Annotated in this window: 12 protein-coding genes and 4 tRNA genes; all 16 read right to left on the bottom strand. The window is 44.7% G+C overall.

Annotated features, from left to right (window positions below):
* Positions 1-127: 127 nt before the first annotated feature.
* The 16 genes from MUN53_RS01890 to ligA all read right to left on the bottom strand — a co-directional run bounded on the left by MUN53_RS01890 (position 128) and on the right by ligA (position 20,972).
* On the bottom strand, positions 128-5,662 hold the full coding sequence (locus MUN53_RS01890; RefSeq protein WP_243323175.1) for an alpha-2-macroglobulin family protein: 5,535 nt from the start codon (positions 5,660-5,662) through the stop codon (positions 128-130).
* Positions 5,663-5,846: 184 nt separating this feature from the next.
* On the bottom strand, positions 5,847-6,668 hold the full coding sequence (locus tag MUN53_RS01885) for a purine nucleoside phosphorylase I, inosine and guanosine-specific (protein WP_243323173.1): 822 nt from the start codon (positions 6,666-6,668) through the stop codon (positions 5,847-5,849).
* Between the two features lie 12 nt (positions 6,669-6,680).
* Positions 6,681-7,943, bottom strand: a complete 1,263-nt coding sequence (locus MUN53_RS01880) for an amidohydrolase (protein ID WP_243323171.1) — start codon at positions 7,941-7,943, stop codon at positions 6,681-6,683.
* A 1-nt stretch (position 7,944) separates the two neighbouring features.
* Entirely contained in the window at positions 7,945-9,252 is a 1,308-nt protein-coding gene (locus MUN53_RS01875; protein WP_243323169.1) for a DEAD/DEAH box helicase, read from the bottom strand.
* 11 nt (positions 9,253-9,263) lie between these two features.
* Positions 9,264-11,798, bottom strand: a complete 2,535-nt coding sequence (locus MUN53_RS01870; protein WP_243323168.1) for a M1 family metallopeptidase — start codon at positions 11,796-11,798, stop codon at positions 9,264-9,266.
* 10 nt (positions 11,799-11,808) lie between these two features.
* On the bottom strand, positions 11,809-12,264 hold the full coding sequence (locus MUN53_RS01865; RefSeq protein WP_317236333.1) for a DUF4268 domain-containing protein: 456 nt from the start codon (positions 12,262-12,264) through the stop codon (positions 11,809-11,811).
* A gap of 209 nt (positions 12,265-12,473) precedes the next feature.
* The gene (locus MUN53_RS01860; RefSeq protein WP_243323166.1) at positions 12,474-13,157 is read right to left on the bottom strand and encodes an OmpA family protein; all 684 of its coding nucleotides are present in this window, start codon (positions 13,155-13,157) and stop codon (positions 12,474-12,476) included.
* A 22-nt stretch (positions 13,158-13,179) separates the two neighbouring features.
* Positions 13,180-13,506: a hypothetical protein gene (locus MUN53_RS01855; RefSeq protein WP_243323165.1), complete on the bottom strand. Its 327-nt coding sequence runs from the start codon at positions 13,504-13,506 to the stop codon at positions 13,180-13,182.
* 406 nt (positions 13,507-13,912) lie between these two features.
* A complete protein-coding gene (clpB, locus tag MUN53_RS01850) occupies positions 13,913-16,501 on the bottom strand; it encodes an ATP-dependent chaperone ClpB (protein WP_243323164.1) in 2,589 nt (862 codons plus the stop codon).
* Positions 16,502-16,739: 238 nt separating this feature from the next.
* A tRNA-Arg gene (locus tag MUN53_RS01845) sits at positions 16,740-16,813 on the bottom strand.
* Positions 16,814-16,846: 33 nt separating this feature from the next.
* Positions 16,847-16,920 (bottom strand) — tRNA-Arg (locus MUN53_RS01840).
* Between the two features lie 34 nt (positions 16,921-16,954).
* Positions 16,955-17,028, bottom strand: a tRNA-Arg gene (locus MUN53_RS01835).
* A 35-nt stretch (positions 17,029-17,063) separates the two neighbouring features.
* A tRNA-Arg gene (locus tag MUN53_RS01830) sits at positions 17,064-17,137 on the bottom strand.
* Between the two features lie 374 nt (positions 17,138-17,511).
* On the bottom strand, positions 17,512-18,405 hold the full coding sequence (gene dapA, locus MUN53_RS01825; RefSeq protein WP_022455812.1) for a 4-hydroxy-tetrahydrodipicolinate synthase: 894 nt from the start codon (positions 18,403-18,405) through the stop codon (positions 17,512-17,514).
* 51 nt (positions 18,406-18,456) lie between these two features.
* Positions 18,457-18,975, bottom strand: coding sequence for a DUF6913 domain-containing protein (locus MUN53_RS01820; protein WP_243323163.1), 519 nt, complete (start codon positions 18,973-18,975; stop codon positions 18,457-18,459).
* Positions 18,972-20,972: an NAD-dependent DNA ligase LigA gene (gene ligA, locus MUN53_RS01815; protein WP_243323161.1), complete on the bottom strand. Its 2,001-nt coding sequence runs from the start codon at positions 20,970-20,972 to the stop codon at positions 18,972-18,974. The genes MUN53_RS01820 and ligA overlap by 4 nt, the downstream gene beginning before the upstream one ends.
* Between the last annotated feature and the right edge of the window lie 45 nt (positions 20,973-21,017).

The raw sequence follows: 21,017 nt of genomic DNA, 5'->3' as shown, positions 1-21,017 counted from the left end.
TTTGGATCTGCAAAAATACAGAAAACAGGAGAAATGGCAATACCTATATTTGGGTATTTCTTCCGAAAACGAGAAAAGGCTTGAAGAAGATCGTTCCCCAAGCCTTTCCTGCTTATCATCCATCTATTTATTTCACTTCCACCATTCCACTTGCCGTGTTCGCGGAAATCTGCCGGTCGTACATCGCCTCGCAACTCACTGGCGGCAGATAGAATTTACCCGGATATACAGCACAAAGGTTCACGCGAACCAGCACATGACTACCCGGAGCCAGATAATCGACATAGCTGCATACCCGATCATCACGAATATCCTGATAACTGACATTGCTGTTTGCTGAAGAAACAGCCGTCGGCATAAAGCGTGTATTCAGGATTTCCCAACCTGACGGGAAGATTTCTGTCAATACCAGATTCCGCAAAGGCAAAGCCGTCGGATTCTGGATCAGTACCTGCGCAGTGAAATTCGTTCCCTGTTCCAAGGAAGCGATATCCAAAGGCCGGCCATCGGTTGTCTGATACGTGACAGACAGCTTGAGTTTGCGCTGCGACTCTTTCACATCCTGCTGTGGAATCTCGGCCAACGATTCTGCCTGTACATACAATGCCGTTTCCCCTTCATTCTTGATCACAAGATCGGAGGAAGAAGAATCCGCACCCTCCAACAACCTATCTGACCAGACAGATTTTTCCGTCCGGACGGTTTCCTGCTGATCTGCATACTGATAAGTGAACTGAATACTTCCGGTCTTCGTTGGATACTGCTGATAATAGCCCGCCAATGCCACCAAAGCGAAAGCCGTCTCCTGCGTACTCAGCCAATCATCCGAAGCAAGTTTCTTGGCCAGACGAGTAACCAGCGTAGTCGCTTCCTCATTCTCTTTCACCAGGCAAAGAGCAACCAGCCGTATGGCTTCATTCCGGAAGGCCGAACCAAACGTCTCATCATATACCAGCGAAGAGGTTGCATTCTCAGTTGTCTTCTCCAACAAGGTCTTGGCTACGTCAGAACGTCCGACCACAGCATACGAAGCCGACAACATCCACTGAGCTGCGACAGGCAATTGCTGCTGCGCACGAAGGCGGTTCATGGCTCCCATATCTGCTTTATTCGCCAAGGCCAAGACATACAGCCGATACGCCTGTGTCAACATCTCGGCTTCCTGCTGATAACCCGTTGCGACCGGTTTCCATCCCGACGCCATCTTCTGCAAATCAGCCAAAGCCTGCAGCTTCAAGGTAGCCGGAACTGCATATCCTTTTCCTTCAGCCATCAACAGGAAATGCAGGGCATAAATACTTCCCCACGCATTCGAGTTGCTTTGTCCGGGCCAATACGCAAAGGAGCCCGTCGGCAACTGATACGAACGCAAGCGGCTGATGATTTGTTTCACCTGTTGTTCGGCTTCCAATACCTGATCGGCTGTCTGTTCCGATACATCCGACAGATACAACTGCGGGAAACCTTTCGAAACCAGTTGTTCCAGACAAGCATGCGGATAGTCTGTCAACTCGCTTAACCGGGCAGATAAATTGAGAGGCTGGATAGACGAGACATCCAACAACAGGCGGTTGCTTCCATTCATTCCGCTTAGCTGAACCGGCTGCTTCCAGGTTTCACCCGGCTTAATAACGGCATCCCATCCTTTTCTTTGTACCGTAGTAACCGTCCGCACAGCCAAGTCAGCGGCATAGGTCGATACTTCACCCTTTCCTTCCGCCTTCATGGTAATCCGGATCTTGTCCACCGGATTCTTCACTTTTATCCGGAAAGAAACCGTTTTATCTTCTTTCTTCGTAAAATGAAGAGTTTGCGTTGTCTCACCCACCATCTCGACATCAGCAGAACATTGCAATGACACCGCTACATCTCCGACGTTATCTTCCGTAGCAAAGACCGTAGCCGGAATAACGATTTCTTCATTCGTTCCCACCACCCGTGGTAACGTACCTAATAACATCACCGGCTTACGAACCATGACACTTTGTTCTGTATGACCAAATGATTCGCCATCCGTAGCAACTGCCATCACCCGAACACGACCGTTGTAATTAGGAATATCAATCTGATGCGTTTTCCGTTCGCCCTTCTTCAACTGGAATGGTCCTATAAACTTAACAACCGGAGCAAAACGATTCACGACAGCTTTAGGTCCCTTGTTCAAGGCATCATCACCACCAATACTGAACAATTGTTCGATCCGTCCGCCATAAGCGCCCAGGATATAATTATACAAATCCCATGTATCCACACCCAAGGCCTCGCGTGCATAGAAAGTCTTCCAAGGATCGGGCGTCTGGAAACGGGTCAGATCCAATAAACCTTCATCCACGACCGCCAGTGTATATGACATCGCCCGGCCATTCTGTTCGGAGACTGTCACCTGACACGTACTCTCCGGTTTCCACTCTTTAGCCGTTGCCAGTTGAGGATGCAAATGACTCTCTTCTGAAATTACGGTAAACGGAACGACACCAAACATCCGGATAGGCATATCATTCGCCGTTGCGCCATGCGGTTGTAACAATGAAACAAACAAATAAGCATTCGGCTGCATCTCTTCAGTTGCCTGAATGGTAAAAGTCGTCTGATTCGCTTCACACTTAAATTCTTTTACCAACAATACGGTTGAACCGGTCTGCACACTGACAACAGCACGGCTACCAGCAGAAGAAGGAATCGTAACCCGAATATCCTCACCTGGGACATAACTGTCTTTATCTAACTTAAACTCCAACATGGATGCGGCATCTGTACCAGAAAAATCCCGTTCCCGATTGATATTCGGCCAATCAAAATAGCTAACAACACCTGTGGTATGTCCGCTCTCCCGATCTTTTGCCAAGATGAGATACGTTCCCCAATTCTTCTCATCGAACGAAAGAGCTAAAGAGGCTTTTCCCATTTCATCAGTAATCAGCATTTCCTGTCTCATAGGTTTATAATAACTGCTTGAAGAAAAATTAGCCAACGTGCTCTGGTTTGCACTCCACCACCAATACCAATCCAATTTATATATTGAAATATCCAATTCCGAACCAGCGATAGGCGTACCATGGTAATCAACAGAGACAAACTGGAAAGTATGATCCTGATCCGTACTCAACGGCTGCCGATTCTTCTGTGGGGACTGGACTCCGACATAACGCTGATAAGGAGAATACAACAAACGAACCGCATCGATACTGAAATCGCCGGATTCTTCATAAACTTTCGTCGTAAAGCTACCCAACAACATACCAGGCGCTGTTGCACCTACATTCAGCTGCATTCTCACAAAAGCGTCACCTTCCTCATCTGTAGTTCCGGTAATCAGCTGGCTTTCTTCGCTATTAAACTGTACTGTCGGGTTATCAAACGTATAATCCGGATAATTCTTGAATGAAGTTCCAGTAGAAACGAACGTTCCTTTCACATCATATTTCAAGTTACGAGCTTTGGCTCCTTGTAACCATTCCGTATGCAATGGAATAGAAACTTCCTGCTCCCGAACCAATAAGTCCGGAACATCCAAACGGATTTTCAGGCGATTCGGTTTGATGCTTTCCACACGAAGACGCTTATCAAACGACACGCCTCCTACCTCAACTTTTACATTCCAGGCTCCTGTTGGAACCGATGCTTCGGTCGGAATATGGAAAACATACAATCCATCACTGCCTTGTGTACTGACCTTCTGCTGATAAACTTGTCCCAATGGATTGAATAACGACAGTTTCACCGGATGATGTGGCGGTAACATCTTGCTTCGGTCGAACAACATGAATCCGACGTGAATGGTATCACCCGGACGCCAAACACCTCTTTCTCCATAAATGAATCCTTTGATTCCTTTCTGTACGACTTCTCCATCCACATCAAATGAGCTCAAAGAGAGATTAGATCCTTCATTCACTCTTAGATAGGAACGCTGTTTACCTTCTGAAGCCAACAGATAGTAAGGGCGTCCACCGGCTTTTCGGCAATCAAAGATCACACGTCCGTCATTATCAGTAGTCCCTTCAGCCAATAATTCTTTCTGATAGTTATAAGCTCCGATCTGCACACCGCTCATCGGTTCCGTTGTTTGCAGATGATGTGCCAGCACAACCATCTTTCCGTCAGTTCCAGCCATCGCCATCAGTCCGATGTTAGAGACCAATATATTCTTCCCGGCAGAACGATTGAAATAATAGGAAGGAGAACACGGATCATTCCGCTCGGCATACTTATACGTATTCCAATCTGTATTCAGGCTTTCCTGATAATACCAGCCACCGGCATCAAACTGATTCAACTCTTCCCGAAAAGCCACCTCGTTTTCAGCCAGAATCTGTTCTTTCGTCTTGGTTTCCAACTGAGGACAATCATACGCTGAAAGACTTTCATCGAACGATAAAATAACCCGATAGATAGCTCCCGGTTCCGGATCAATGAGTTGCTTCAGATCAAGGGCAAATGTATTCCAACGCGTCAGATCGTAATTATGCTCGTCGAAGAAGATGACCTGACGGGTAATCAGCCGGCCCAAACGCATCAGTTCAGCCGTGCCATCCAGTTCATTCGTCTGGAGGAATTGTCCGATATTCTGTTCTCCGATTTTCACCACTCTAACAACTACCCCTTTCAACGCTATTGCCTGGAAAGGAACATGCAACTTGTCGGACTGCGGAATGATCACGCCATCACCCATGAACCGGACATCCGGACATCCGTCGTTTTCCCGGATTTCCCTTGTCTCATCTTTCGCCAGTAAAATACCCGATGTACTTTGAATCTCTTTCTTTAAGACAACCTTTAAGTCTCCGTTCCGATTCTGATCCGGATATAAACGCAACTTATTTCCTTCTACCGATACCAGTTTGGAAACGTTGTCTTCGATATAAGCCAGACCATCTAATACCTGGTTTTTCTTCAACGCTTGTGTAAAAGTTACTTCCACATAACGTTCAGGTGTCCGGACATACTGAACATCAAACACCGAGAAATCATCTTTAGCCGGGACAGACGTACTAACTAACGTTTCTTCGGCTACGTTCCACTTGTTGGGCAATACGGAAAGGCTGACTTCTTCACTTCCCGGCACAATGTTCTCAAGCGTCAACACATGCTTCTTTCCGTCTGCACCATGCTGCCAGACACCTTTCAGGCCGGATGAAGGACCGACTAATTGTTCTACGATAGCAGGCAACTCCCGATCAGACGTCAAAACGAGGTAATTCAGATTATAATTCCCTGGATTTGAAGGATTCATTTCTAAAGAAGAAAGATAAGCCTTTACCTCCAAAGCCTTTGTATGAAACGAAGCAGAGAAATGCTGATACTTCTTTTCCGGTATCGATTTCCAGGCTGCAAGATCGACAGTCAGCGTATAGCGTGTATCTCGTTCCAGACAGCCGGCGGGTTTGAATTTCACAATCCGCCCTTCTTCCAATACAAACGAGCCCTCAGCCTTAGGACTCAGCTGTACATGTTCTTTCCATTTACCTTCGGCTTGCATCTCTGCCGGAATTTCTTCCTGCAGAATACATGTCGGTGTCACATACCGTGATATCAAACCGGAAGTAAACGCCTCCACATACGGGTTATAAGTTATTTTTTCCTCGGTTGATTCGGAAAAAGAACAACTTATCAGACTTAGATAGCTTAACAAAGTAAACAAGTAAAACAAATACCGATTCATGGCAACCTCCTTTTTTATATTCTGAAAATTGTAAGTCGTATCACAAACACCTTGTGAACTCCGTCACAAATATCTTGTGAGCCTCGTCACAAACGCTTTGTGAGGTCCATCACAAGCACCTTGTGAGCCTCATCACAAACATCTTGTGAGCCTCGTCACAAGCACCTTGTGAAGTAACATCGCATCAAATCCTAGCAATTAGTTCGGAGAACAAAGTCGTCATTCGCTCAGCAGCCCGATTGGCAGCTTCAATCACATCATTGGCATCGTTCACAAAATCATCGGCAAAATGATAACCTTCATTGGTTATGACCGACATACCAAACACCCGAATACCACAATGACGGGCTACGATTACTTCAGGTACCGTACTCATTCCGATCGCATCGCCACCCGCTTTTCCATAGAACGCATATTCGGCAGGCGTTTCATACGACGGACCTGTCAGACCAACATAAACACCTTTCTTTAATGCAATCTGTTTCTCTGCGGCAATCTCTTCCATCAGACGGATAAACTCCCGGTCGTATGCCCGTGTCATATCCGGGAAACGCGGACCATATTCCTCTTTGTTCGGACCAATCAATGGATTGGGCATCATATTGATGTGATCACGAATAATCATCAGGTCACCCACCTTGAAAGTCGTATTGATTCCACCGGCTGCATTCGAAACAAAGAGATTCTTGATTCCTAAGAGCTTCATCACACGGATCGGGAACGTTACTTGTTCCATCGTATAGCCTTCATAATAATGGAAACGGCCCTGCATGGCTAAAATAGATTTACCACCTAACTTACCACAGATAAAATTCCCTTTATGTCCCGAAGCCGTTGAACGCATAAAATGCGGGATCTGCTGGTAGGGAATGATAGTAGGATCTTCGATAGCATCAGCCAACGAACCTAATCCACTTCCTAAAATAACGGCTGTTTCCGGTTTGCCGGATATACAAGCTGCTAAGAATGCCGCTGTTTCGGCATATAAGTCTTTTGTCTCTTTCATATCTATATCTCCTTATCGTTTAACTAAATTATAGGCACACCGAGCGGCCTGTTCCAATATTTCCGCTTCGCCCGGTACTTGTTTATGACGCATCACTACTTTACCATTACAGATAACGGTATCAACACAACTTCCATTGGCTGCATACACCAAATTGGAAACAAAGTTGAAATTCGGGGTAAATGCCGGACTCTGCAAATCTATCAAACAGAGATCAGCCAGATATCCCTCTTCTATCCGTCCGGCTTTCAAGCCTAAAATATCCGCACCCGTACAAGTGGCGGCTTCCAGCATTTCCGGGGCAGTCAATACTTCCGGATCTTTCCGCCAGGCTTTTCCCAGCAACGCAGCCAATTTCATGGCCTCGATCATATCCAGATTATTGCTGGATGAACAACCGTCCGTACCGATTCCTACTTTTACACCAGCCTGTTTCATCTCGGCAAACTTAAAGCTGATCCCCGAAGCCAGTTTCATGTTTGATGCCGGATTATGGATGACCTTCACTCCGTAATCAGCCAGCATGCGGATTTCGTCTTTATCAACGTAAACACCATGTGCAATAACCAGACGCGGTGACAATACTCCAAGCTTATACAGGTAACGAACCGGAGAAAAACCAAACTGCCGAATGGAATTGTTTACTTCTTCTTCCGTCTCTGCCAAATGTAAATGAATCAAAGCCTGATGTTCATTGGCAAACGTATGTATCCATTGCAATAACTCTCCGGAAACCGTATAAATGGCATGAGGACCGACGGCATATTGGACTCTCGGACCATATTCATCCACTACATCATATAGCTTTTCGCATTCTTTCTTACTCTTTTCAGCCAACTTCGGATCAAAGTGATCAAAACAAACGGCCGACAAATATCCGCGGATTCCCATTTCTTCGACAGCATCAGCTGTTCCCCGGAACTTCTGATACATATCCAGAAACGTAGTTGTTCCGGACTTGATCATTTCCAAACAAGCCAACTTGGCGCCCCAATATACATCCTCGCGTGTCATCTTCGCCTCATTGGGCCATATTTTCTGTTCCAGCCAGGGCATTAACTTCATGTCATCTGCCAACCCTCTGAACAGCGTCATGGCAGCATGTGTATGTCCGTTCACCAATCCGGGAATAACGGCCATGCCCGTCGCATCAATCACTTCAGCATCTTCTGCAACCAGGTCTTTACCGATCCGGCTGATCAAGTTCCGTTCTATCAGAATGTCAACCTTTTGTTGGTTCAATTCTACCTGTTTAATCAATATCCGATGAATCATCTTATGAAAATTTAGCTTTGATATTCTTTATTTTCTCTTCCCGAATCCGGGAAAGTAATTCCTTTTTACAGTTCTTTTTGACAGCCACCAAGGCACACGATTCAAAGACTTCGATCACGCCCAAGTCTTCTCGGGTAATCTGTCCTTTCTGGTACAAGAAACCAGCAATGTCTTTCTTGCTTAACTTATCCCGTTTTCCCCGATGAATGGTCAGTGTAGTCCATTCTGAAGCTTTTGGCCGACGCGTCTTTTCGGGTAAGAAGAATTCATCCGGCTCCGGAGAGACATATTCCGGTACAGCTTCGGCTTCGTTCAACAATAAATATGCCGTTCCTTCGGCATGCATACGCGCCGTTCGTCCGTTCCGATGAACAAAAGCTTCTTCGTTCAGTGGCAGATGATAATGGATCACATGCTTCACTTCCGGAATATCCAATCCTCGAGCCGCCAGATCCGTTGATATCAAAACGGTGGCGGTGCGATTGCGGAAAAGAGCTAACCGTTGTTCGCGGTCTGCCTGTTCCATTCCTCCATGGAAGCATACACAATCAACTTGTTTTTGGGCCAGAAATTGTCCTACCCGCTCAACAGACTCCCGATGATTGCAGAATACCAATGCCGATTCTCCATTCAATTCACCCAACAGACCATACAAACTCATCAGCTTGTCTTTCTGCGGAGATCGTACCTGATATAATTTCAGGCCTTTCAATGACTTCGTAGCAGTCAGGTAAGAAATCCGTATCGGCTGATGCAAATGAATAAACTCCGGTATTTCAATCGCCTCGGTTGCCGAAGTCAATACCTTACGTCTTACTTGCGGCAGACGTGCCATGATCTTTTTCATCTCCGGAACAAACTTCAACTCCAACGATTTGTCGAACTCATCCAGAATGACTGTATGGACCGACTGTAAAGACAGATTGCCTTTCTCTATATGATCCAAAATACGTCCCGGTGTTCCTACCAATAATACGGGCGGATGTTCCAAGCTCCGTTTCTCTACCTGGAATGGATGTCCACCATAACAGCAAGTTACTTTAAATCCTGTTCCCAACGAACGGAAGACTGATTCTATCTGTAAAGCCAGCTCTCGGGAAGGGGCAATTACCAGCACTTGCGTTTTCTCTTCCGGCACTAATACCGGAAGTAATGGCAGCAAAAAGGCCAGCGTCTTACCCGATCCGGTCGGACTGAGCAAAACCAGATCCTTTTTTGTGCCGGCTTCCAACACGGCTTGCTGCATATCATTCAGCGACGTAATACCCAGTTTCTGGAGAGCCTGATTGATTTTATCTTGATTCAACATATACAATTCTTTTACTCACCCGCATGCAAACGATATAAATGGTCTGCCTGCTGGCGTATCTTATTCAATAACATTTCCGGGAAATCCGGATATTCGGCATAAAAGGCTTCTACTTCATCCCGGGCTTGAACGGACGAATGTCCACCCAACAAGGCTCGTAACCAGGCTGTCGGGAAAAAGATATCACCGGTCCGTTGTACTTCTTCCAGTATTTCCAAAGCCGGACGGATGTATTCTACAGACTCTGCTTCTCTCAACCGGTGATTCAGTAACGACAACGCCGTTGAGGCCCATGGTTCAATCCGTCTGTTATCGGCTACAAGCAATGCTTCGAATACACTGTCGCGAACTTCCTTTCGGGGTGAAACCGATGGAGAGATAAACCGATATTCAGCCTGTCGATCCGGATTCGAAATACGTTTTAACTGTTCGTTCACGATTTCATCCGCCTTTTCCGGTAAACGGATTGCCAGCTGATAAGACAGATTGATTTCATCCCGCTCGCTCAGAGGTTTGCCTTCCAGTTCCCGCTTCTCCCAGATCTGATACAATTGTGCGGCAGCTTGTTCTGATTCTGCCAATGAAACATACTGGCGGAAGGCTTGCAACCGGCGTCCGGGTGTAATTCCACCGGCTACCAATTGCCATAATGCATGCTCCAAGCCATCAGGTCTTGCCGGCAAAAAACGGACAGCCGGACTGATATATCCCAGTGCCATCGAATACAACAAGTCATTCTTTTCCTGCTTCGCATAGGCAATCAATGCCTGTAAAAAAGGCTCAGGCTTCAATGTCCGATTCTGTAAATTCTCGTGCAACGTGATGAGTAACGAACCTTTCAGCATGTCATCAGTTGTTGTATCCAGACAGGCAAAAGCGCCTTGTACATCTTTCGGATTAAGCTCGAAAAAGCCATAACCACGACCGTCAATATTCGGCAAAATAGCAGGAGAATCATACTTCTGATTCAGCTCGACGGTCAAGACGCGAGATGTATCTCCTATCTCCAACACGACGTCTTCTGTTTTATTCCCTTCACAGATCCGATACTTCAACTGCTGAGGCCATACAAGTCCGCGTTCCCAAGGATCAGACTCTTCCACGCGTAAACGATTCCCGATGACACTAGCTTTTAGAACAGGCATTCCTGCTTCTTTCACCCAAACCTGGCTCCACTGGTCCAAATCCCTTTCGGTATACTGACTCAAGGAAGCAATTAGCTGATCCCAAGTCGCATTGGAATATGCGTAAGTCGTCAGATAATCATGCAATCCTCGTTGGAAAGCTTCCGCACCCATCCGTTGAATCAACATCTCCATAACGACAGGCGACTTATCATAGACGATATTACTGTACACCAACCCGGCATTTCTCAGATTATCCAAAGTTTGCTGAATCGGTGTAGCTCCATCAGTCCGGTCTTCTGCATACGAGGCCGGAATGTATCCACGCACAAAATTCAAGCGATGATTAATGGTCGGGTAAGTCGGTTCTACAATCCGGATAGCGAAATAGTTGGCAAAAACTTCCTTCGTCCATACATCATTAAACCACTTCATCGTCACATAATCGCCAAACCACATGTGGGCTGTTTCGTGGGCTATCAAAGTACTTCGCCTCAGCTGTTCATCCAACGTCGGTTCTTCATTCAGGAACATACTTTGGTCATTATATAAAGTAGCTCCCGTATGTTCCATGCCCCCGTATTGGAACCCCGGAAGAATTACCAGATCATACTTGGCAAACGGATAAGGAACTCCCGTATAAGCTTCCATCCAGTCCAAGGCATCCAAGACCTGACGGGCAATTTCCGGACATTGGCCTTTGCGGGCAGGATCGGTCTCCCGATGATAAATGGAAATTGAACGATTCTCTCGTGAATAAGTCTCCTGCTGCAGCTTTCCGGCTACAAAAGAGAACAAATAGGTAGGCAAAGGTTCGGTCTCCTGAAATGTAACGACATGTCTGCCGGGATGAGACAAGGAATCTACTCCGGCTATCTTCCCGTTCGCAACGGCTTTCCAGGTTTCCGGGATAATCAGTTCCAACGAATACCGGGCTTTGATATCCGGCTGGTCGAAACAAGGGAATAATGTCCGGGCACGATCCGGCACCAATAAAGTATATAAGAACTCATCTCTCCGGTTCAACGACTGGTCTGACGAACGGAAAGCAATCGAAACCATGTTCTTTCCCGACCAGGCTCCCGACGAAGGCAGAATAATATGTTCGTTTTCCACCTTATATTCTACCGGTTCCCGGTTCAACATGACAGAGATAATCTGGGAAGAATCCCCACGAAAATCAATGATCAGCGGAAGCTTTTCTCCCTGATCCCATAATATATTCGCAACGCCGGTGACCGGCTCATTCTTTTCTTCCGGGATATTGAACGACAAACTGTATGATACGTTCAGATACTTTTCCGAACGGAATGTTGCCAGTTCCTTGCTTACTCCCGGTTCCGACAGAACCTGTATTTGTTCATCTCCTGCCTGACAACTCATCAGCGCACATGCTAAAACAACAGAATTTATCCACTTCATGACCTATCTCCTATTCTCGCAGGTATTCCGCGATCTTCATGAAATTACGTTCCAATAAATACATTTGTCTCGCCATGAATGAGAAAAACTCGCCCCAATCTTCCCGTCTATGGAAATCAATGCCTCCTTTCTCCACATAGATCCGTGCTACTTGTTGCCCAGTCTCCCGTACGAAACACATATCCCAAATCAGACCTTCCGGAAAATCTTTCTCCAAATACTCTTTATACCAGGTCAGTTTCTCATACATTTCCAACCGCTGGTCTTCCTGCTTATGATTAACTTCCAGAATTACAAAAGCTCCGTTGCGCGTTGCATCAAACTTCAGTTCAACTCCTTTTACTTTGGTATTATATAAAACCCACATCTTCCGACGCCGGCGCAAATAAGGTTGAACCTCACAATAGGCAGCGAAACTTTCCCAAAATTCCGTCTTTAACTTTCTTAATTCGTCTTTACTGTACATGCATCCATTTTTCTTGCCGGAACACTTCTGATACATCTGCTTCAGAAGTCACCCGACTTTATAAAAGTAACCAGTGTATAATTCCAAATGTTTTGCTTAGAAGAGATTTCTTTTCTTTTTATACAAAAACCTCCGATCTGCCCCTCTCCTGATTCATGAAAACCGGGAATAAAACAGAGGCGGATCGGAGATCTCCTATTCTTTCAGGTTTATTTCAATGTACCATTTTGTGCTTCCTGAATCATTTGCTGACTAGGCAAAATCAGAATTTCAACACGACGGTTCAAAGCACGACCTTCAACGGTTGAGTTATCAGCCACCGGTTCGTGAATACCTTTTCCTTCGTAAGTCATACGCTTGCAGCTGACACCTTGATCAACCATCAGATAGTCGAACACACTCTTGGCTCTTTTCTCTGATAATGTCTGGTTATAATCCACATTACCTGTATTATCCGTATGTCCTACAATCTTGATATCCGTACCCGGATTCTGATTCAAACTAGTAGCCAGATTACGCAAAGCGCTCTTCGAAGCATCGCTCAAAGTACTTGAATTGGTTGCAAACAAGATACCCGAATCAAATGTAACCTTCAAGGCTTCCCCGTCGTTGATTGTTTCAACGGTCGTTTCTTCCGGCAGTGTCGCTTCCAGTTCTTTCTTCTGCTTATCCATCTTCTTGCCAATCAATGCTCCGGCAGTTCCACCAACTGCGGCACCAATCACCGTACCCAAAGCTGTATTACCAGCCAAGGCACCGACACCGGCTCCGACAGCAGCTCCGCCACCAACACCAATGGCTGCTCCTTTCTGGGTGTTATTCCAAGTACCACAACTTGAAAAGACCAATGCGCAGGAAAGAAGCAATGCTGACAAAACTTTCAAACTTTTCATCTTTTTCTTTTTTATCGGTTATTTATTCAAACATATCCAATGATTCGCAATATGCCATCTCGCCTTGTACAATAAAGGTGATTTCTTCGGGAGTAAACTTCCCGACTCCATCCCGTTTTGCATTCTTGACTACAAAGGCGGTCAATTCGTCTTCATCAATTTCTATTTCCGTATCATCGTCAATGTCTTCGCTCATGCATCCTTTGCTTTCGTAAAATTCATAGATCAAATCAACGATATAATTGATGTCGTCATTGCTGAATTTTCCTTTCAGTTCCTGAGGTAAATAGTTCTGAATGAATTTTACAGACTCATCCTCATCGTAAATAAAATCTTTGTCTCCGCTCATAATCTAAAGCTTTTATGATTAAACTATTGACAAATATAGCATTTTATTCTATTTCCGTTGCGTTCCCGCCTGAAAAAATCATTTCCCAGGCATATAAAAATCCTCACCTCACGGAATAAACCCGTAAACCCAACCAGTAAATCTTTATTCGCCCTGGGCGAACATATATTCACCCACAGCAAACATATATTCGCCGACGATGAATATATATTCGCCGACTAAGAACAAAATAAAGCATCGTCAAAGAGAAACTTCAGACAGGCACTTCCGAAAGTTTATCAGGCAGGAAAAACATTGAATACCCGATGGAGCGACTTGCCTCCTTCATGACAGCCGTAACAAAAAGGCATAAAAAAAGCCTCGGCTGCCCAAGCAACCGAAGCTTTCTTATCTGGATTCTAAGAATTTAGTTCTTAAAGATCAATCCGTCGTTCGCACGATCGATAACAATCGGACGAGAACGATCAACGTGTCCACTCAAGATTTCTTTTGACAACTCGTTCAAAACGTACCGCTGGATAACTCGTTTTACCGGACGAGCACCAAACTGCGGATCGTATCCTTCGTGACTGATAAAGTCGAGAGCAGCATCCGTAAACTGCAAGTCGATACCATTCTTCTCAACCATCTTCTTAACCGTATTCAACTGCAAGCCGACGATCTCACGAATTTCCTTTTCATTCAACGGCGTAAACATGATGATTTCGTCAATACGATTCAAGAATTCCGGCCGGATTGTCTTCTTCAGCAACTCAAGAACCTGTTTCTTCGTCTCATCGACAACCGTATTCCGGTTGGCATCCGTAATCTTTTCGAAGTTCTCACGGATAAGAGAAGATCCCATATTACTTGTCATAATAATAATGGTATTCTTGAAGTTGACCGTACGGCCCTTATTATCCGTCAATCGACCGTCGTCCAATACTTGCAGCAAGATATTGAATACATCCGGATGAGCCTTTTCGATTTCATCAAACAAGACTACCGAATACGGTTTCCGTCGGATAGCTTCCGTCAGCTGACCACCTTCATCATATCCAACGTATCCCGGAGGCGCACCGATCAAACGAGTGGCACTGAATTTCTCTTGATATTCACTCATATCAATACGCGTCATCATATTCTCATCGTCGAACAGATAATCCGCCAAGGCCTTTGCCAATTCCGTCTTACCAACTCCGGTTGTTCCCAAGAAGATGAACGAACCAATCGGCCGCTTCGGATCTTGTAATCCGGCACGACTCCGGCGAACAGCATCAGCAATAGCGTGAATAGCTTCGTCCTGACCAATGACACGCTTGTGTAATTCCTCTTCCAAGTGCAACAGTTTATCCTTTTCGCTCTGTAACATCTTGGTAATTGGAATACCAGTCCAACGAGAAACGACTTCGGCGATATCATCGCTGTCCACCTCTTCCTTGATCATCGCAGCGCCACCTTGCATATTATGCAACTTTTCCTGTACGTCTTTGATATCGGCTTCCTTTTCCTTGATCTTACCGTAACGGATCTCTGCTACTTTACCGTAATCGCCTTCACGTTCCGCCTTATCAGCTTCGAACTTCAGGTTCTCGATATCGATCTTATCTTGTTGGATCTTGTTGATCAGCGATTTCTCACTTTCCCACTGAGCCTTCTGCTTTGTTTCTTCATCCTTCAGGTCAGCGATCTCCTTATTCAACTGTTCCAACTTCTGTTTATCATCTTCCCGCTTGATAGCTTCCCGTTCAATCTCCAACTGTTTAATACGACGGGAAACTTCGTCCAGCGCTTCCGGAACCGAATTCATCTGCATACGCAAACGAGCTGCGGCTTCATCCATCAGGTCGATTGCCTTATCCGGCAAGAAACGATCCGAAATATATCGGGTTGATAACTGAACAGCCGCAATGATAGCATCATCCTTGATACGAACCTTATGATGGTTTTCATACTTTTCCTTCAATCCACGCAGGATAGAAATAGCATCCAACTCATCCGGTTCATCTACCATGACAATCTGGAAACGACGTTCCAAGGCTTTATCTTTCTCGAAATACTTCTGGTATTCATCCAACGTTGTAGCACCAATCGCTCTCAAATCGCCACGAGCCAAAGCAGGTTTCAAGATATTGGCAGCATCCATGGCACCTTCTCCCTTTCCTGCGCCGACCAACGTATGAATCTCATCGATAAACAGAATGATTTCTCCTTCCGACTTCATCACTTCGTTTACGACAGCTTTCAGACGTTCCTCAAACTCGCCTTTGTATTTAGCACCGGCAATCAAAGCACCCATATCCAACGAATAGATTTGCTTTGACTTCAAATTCTCGGGAACATCACCACGGATGATTCGATGCGCCAAACCTTCTGCAATAGCCGTCTTACCAACACCCGGTTCACCAATCAGAATCGGGTTATTCTTCGTACGACGACTTAATATCTGAAGTACCCGACGGATTTCTTCATCCCGACCAATGACCGGATCCAGTTTACCGCTACGAGCCCGCTCATTCAAATTGATGGCATACTTACTTAATGCTTCATAGGTATCTTCGGCAGACTGGCTTGTTACTTTATTCCCCTTACGAAGCTCTTCTATTGCTTTACGTAATTCGTTTTCCGTAACGCCTGCGTCTTTTAATATCTGCGAAGCTGTACTTTTCTCTGTAAACAAAGCCAAGATAATCGGTTCCAACGACACATATTGGTCGCCCATCTTCGATGAATAATCAATGGCTTTTTGCAATATGGCATTTGCCTCACCCGATAAATAAGGTTCTCCACCCGAAACCTTCGGCAAAGATGCAATCTGAGCATCTACTACCTTTATCACATTCTGCTGATTTACGCCCAGCTTCTGGAAGAGGAAGTTCGTAATGCTTTCGCCCGTCATTATGACAGCTTTCAACAAATGAACCGCCTCAATTGCCTGTTGGCCATTCTGCGTAACCAACTGCACTGCTTGCTGGACAGCCTCCTGCGATTTAATTGTAAAGTTGTTAAAGTTCATATATTTAATTCTCCTTTCTTATCTATTTTGATTACTTATTTCGCTAATAAAATCACAAAATAAATGCCAAACCCAAATAATGACATTTTGGCATACAAACATATTATACAAGAAAAGAAGAACTGCCTTATCGGCTATATTCGATGACAAAACAACATAAAAGCGAAGGAAACAGAATAATAAACAGCGTAGTATATATAAACAAAAAACGGAGATAGTCAAACCATCTCCGTTTTTGTGACTCGCATAGGATTCAAACCTATAACCTTCTGATCCGTAGTCAGATGCTCTATTCAGTTGAGCTAGCGAGCCAATTTACAATGTTAGACTCTTCTATTCAAGAAGTGACTCGCATAGGATTCAAACCTATAACCTTCTGATCCGTAGTCAGATGCTCTATTCAGTTGAGCTAGCGAGCCAATTTACAATGTTAGAACTCTTCTATCCAAGAAGTGACTCGCATAGGATTCAAACCTATAACCTTTTGATCCGTAGTCAGATGCTCTATTCAGTTGAGCTAGCGAGCCAATTTACAATGTTAGAACTCTTTCTATTCAAGAAGTGACTCGCATAGGATTCAAACCTATAACCTTCTGATCCGTAGTCAGATGCTCTATTCAGTTGAGCTAGCGAGCCAATTTTCTCGATTGCGAGTGCAAAGTTAGACATTATTTCTGAATAAACAAGTTTTTCAAAGAAGATTTTACGTATTATTTTTTGAGATACGTGATAAGCTACTGCTTAAATATAGGCAAATTCATGTACTATAAACATTTATCTTCAAGACCTCATTTTCTCTTTAATTCCAAAAACATATCTTTCAGATTAACCACAGCGTAGTGCATGCGGCAAAAATAAACCAAAGAACATGAATTCCTGGTTATCTAGTGTTATCCAGCATTCAATAAAAACACCCGAGAACCAACATCAAAACTCAAAGGAATTGAAATTGATTCTCGGGTGTTTTGAAAATGATTCTCGTTGGAATCACTTCCGGCTTATGCTGTATCTTAGCATTTGATGCTTAATTCATGCAACACATTGCGTATCTTTTCGTACGTAACAATACGAGTCGGAACCAAAGGTAAACGAAGACGGTTTTCTACAAATCCCATCATACTTAACATACTCTTTACTCCTGCCGGATTACCATCTACGAAAAGCAGACTGAATAATTCTGTAAACCGGTGATGAATTGTACGGGCACTGTCGTAATCGCCAGCCAGAGCCAGACGAACCATCCGACTGAATTCACGCGGGAAAGCATTACCGATCACAGAAATAACACCGATAGCACCCAATGTAATCAACGGGAAAGTAATACCATCATCACCTGAAATTACATTGAAGTCTTTTGGTTTATTCTTGATAATATCATCCATCTGCGTGATATTTCCGGAAGCTTCCTTTACGGCAATGATATTCTTAAACTCACGAGCCAGGCGCAATGTTGTCTCAGCCGTCATATTCACACCCGTTCTTCCCGGTACATTATATAATATAACTGGCAATTCGGTAGCTTGGGCTATTGCTTTGTAATGCTGATAGATTCCTTCCTGCGAAGGTTTATTATAATAAGGTACAACCGAAAGAATTGCATCAATTCCCTCAAAGTTGTCGTTCTTCAATTTATCAACGACTGATTTTGTACAGTTACCACCTACACCTAAGACAATAGGAATACGATGGCGAACCTTCGTAACAACCAGTTCTATAATCTTTTTCTTTTCTTCTTCAGTCAAAGTTGGAGTTTCCGCAGTTGTTCCCAGAACGACTAAATAGTCCGCTCCATTTTGCAATAAATAATCGACTAACCGACCTAAAGCCTCATAGTCAACGCTCTCGTCTTCCTTGAATGGGGTTATCAAAGCAACACCCATCCCTTTTAAATTTATATCCGCCATAAGTTTTAATTGACAAATCTCTTTATTTCTTGCAAAAATAAGAAAATTCTATTATTTCGTACGAAATGACTGCAAATAAAATACGATTTGTTGCCATATATACGAAATCTTTTCGCGCGAGTTCAATGCCAAAGAAAAATCATAGAACTCACCCAAGGGTTTCTTGACGCCAACTTTCATGCCGGCCGGATGTTGTACAACCATATATAATAGAGGATAACAAACGTCGGTTGTCAAATCAATCAGCAAATCTGCCTTGAGGGATTTTACTTTTCCAACCAACGCTTCCGGAGGGAAGCCTCTTGTATTTAACTCTTTCCGGGTACAGACCAACTTTTCCGGAGTCATATCAGCTTCCGGTATAGGCGTTTCGGAAAAAATCAAATGCAACCATTTTTGCTTTCCTTTTATTCCTGCCAGGCAAGCTTCCACTTCCTCTTTGTCTGCATAGTCATACACTAGAAGAATCCGTTCTGCTTCTTCCAGAGAAAGAGCTTTCGGCTGGCGTACTGCCGGCTGTACCTGCATTGACAAGATTTTCTTCCGTATAAAGTAATGTGATAATATCATTCTTCAATCATTTTCAGGAATTCATCTTCACGAATAATACGAACACCCAGTTTGGCTGCTTTCTCCAGTTTGGCCGGTCCCATATTCTCGCCTGCCAGAATATAACTGGTCTTGCCCGAAACAGATCCCGTATTCTTTCCTCCATGCTGTTCGATCATGGCTTTATACTCGTCACGCGAATGTTGCGTAAAAGTACCACTGATTACAAAGGTCAGGCCCTTCAGACGTTCCGAACGGTTAGCCAAGACTTCCTCTGACACTTCCATCTGCAAACCATGTGCTCGCAAACGCTCCACAATCTGCCGGTTTTCTGCATCCGAGAAATAAGCAACTACACTCTGCGCTATCCTATCACCAATCTCATCCACATCGACTAATTGTTCAAAAGAAGCTTCCATCAAACGATCTATCGAATGAAACGACGAAGCCAGACGTTTAGCCACAGTCTCGCCTACATAACGGATTCCCAACGCATAAAGGACTCGCTCGAAAGGTACTGCCTTCGATTCCCGCAGACTGTTCATCAGATTACGGGCACTCTTCTCAGCCCAACGCTCAAGAGTCAACAAATCTGTTATCCGCAAATCGTACAAATCAGCAATATTCTTTACCAGCCCGACATTGAATAAATCTTCGACTGTCTCTGGACCGATATTGATGTTCATCGCCTTGCGGGTGACGAAATGTTCAATTCGCCCCTTGATCTGAGGAGGACAACCACTATCGTTCGGACAATAATGGGCCGCTTCGCCTTCCGGACGTACCAAAGGAGTTTTACATTCCGGGCAACGGGTAATGAAACGGACCTTCTCTCCTATCATCATCGTCCGGGCTTCGGTATTTACGCCTACGATCTTCGGAATAATCTCTCCGCCTTTTTCCACATAAACCTGATCGCCAATATGAAGATCCAAGCCTTCAATGATATCCGCATTATGCAAAGAAGCACGCTTTACCACAGTTCCGGCCAATAAGACCGGTTCCAGATTGGCTACCGGAGTAACCGCGCCCGTCCGTCCGACTTGAAAGGAAACTGAATTCAAACGCGTTTCCGCCCGTTCGGCTTGGAACTTATATGCAATCGCCCAACGCGGACTCTTGGCTGTAAATCCCAAGTTTTTCTGCTGACGGAGCGAATTAACTTTCAAGACAATTCCGTCGGTGGCAACCGGCAAGTTCTTCCGCTCTGTATCCCAGTAATGGATGTAATCAAATATATCCTGCAAATTATGGCATACTTTGATCACATCCGGTATTTTCAACCCCCAGCGACGGGCAGCCTCCAAATTACCATAATGCGTATCGGCCGGTAAATGTTCGCCCAATACATAATATAAATAGGCATCCAGCTTACGGGCAGCCACAATAGCCGGATTCTGTTGTTTCAAAGTTCCAGACGCTGCATTACGAGGATTGGCAAACAAAGGTTCTTCCTGTTCTTCACGTTCTTTGTTCAAGCGGTCAAATTCAGCCCAAGGTAATAATATCTCACCTCGGATCTCAACCTCTTCCGGATAATCATTTCCCCTCAGACGCAAAGGAACGGAACGTATCGTTTTCACATTCGCCGTTACATCATCTCCTTTACTGCCATCACCACGTGTCACCGCCCGCACCAAACGACCTTTTTCATACCATAACGAGATAGACGTCCCATCATACTTCAGTTCAGCCACAATCTCAAACGGTTCATTCAACGAACGCTCTGTGCGTTCATAGAAATCACGTACTTCTTCTTCCGAATAGGTATTACCCAACGAAAGCATCGGATACCGATGTTGTACCTGTTCGAACTCTTTTGACAAATCACTTCCGACGCGTTGTGTCGGAGAATTCGGATCATAATACTCAGGATGAGCAGCTTCCAGATCCTGAAGCTCTTTCATTTTCTCATCAAACTCCTTGTCGGAAATAGTCGGTGCCGACAAGACATAATAATTATAATTATGTTGCTCCAGCTCACTCCGCAAAGCTTCTATTTGTTCTTTCACTGACATCTTGAAATATATGTTACTCGTTGGCGAAATTAAATTGATAAAAGA

Source organism: Parabacteroides faecalis, assembly GCF_022809355.1.
Lineage (GTDB): Bacteria > Bacteroidota > Bacteroidia > Bacteroidales > Tannerellaceae > Parabacteroides > Parabacteroides faecalis.
Note: the sequence above shows the minus strand (reverse complement) of the source record. Positions and strands in the feature narration are given on the sequence as shown.

Bases quoted from the DNA above. Each gene is read 5' to 3' on its own strand.
- MUN53_RS01890 (WP_243323175.1), bottom strand. From the start codon at position 5,662: ATGAATCGGTATTTGTTTTACTTGTTTACTTTGTTAAGCTATCTAAGT.
- MUN53_RS01885 (WP_243323173.1), bottom strand. From the start codon at position 6,668: ATGAAAGAGACAAAAGACTTATATGCCGAAACAGCGGCATTCTTAGCA.
- MUN53_RS01880 (WP_243323171.1), bottom strand. From the start codon at position 7,943: ATGATTCATCGGATATTGATTAAACAGGTAGAATTGAACCAACAAAAG.
- MUN53_RS01875 (WP_243323169.1), bottom strand. From the start codon at position 9,252: ATGTTGAATCAAGATAAAATCAATCAGGCTCTCCAGAAACTGGGTATT.
- MUN53_RS01870 (WP_243323168.1), bottom strand. From the start codon at position 11,798: ATGAAGTGGATAAATTCTGTTGTTTTAGCATGTGCGCTGATGAGTTGT.
- MUN53_RS01865 (WP_317236333.1), bottom strand. From the start codon at position 12,264: ATGTACAGTAAAGACGAATTAAGAAAGTTAAAGACGGAATTTTGGGAA.
- MUN53_RS01860 (WP_243323166.1), bottom strand. From the start codon at position 13,157: ATGAAAAGTTTGAAAGTTTTGTCAGCATTGCTTCTTTCCTGCGCATTG.
- MUN53_RS01855 (WP_243323165.1), bottom strand. From the start codon at position 13,506: ATGAGCGGAGACAAAGATTTTATTTACGATGAGGATGAGTCTGTAAAA.
- clpB (WP_243323164.1), bottom strand. From the start codon at position 16,501: ATGAACTTTAACAACTTTACAATTAAATCGCAGGAGGCTGTCCAGCAA.
- dapA (WP_022455812.1), bottom strand. From the start codon at position 18,405: ATGGCGGATATAAATTTAAAAGGGATGGGTGTTGCTTTGATAACCCCA.
- MUN53_RS01820 (WP_243323163.1), bottom strand. From the start codon at position 18,975: ATGATATTATCACATTACTTTATACGGAAGAAAATCTTGTCAATGCAG.
- ligA (WP_243323161.1), bottom strand. From the start codon at position 20,972: ATGTCAGTGAAAGAACAAATAGAAGCTTTGCGGAGTGAGCTGGAGCAA.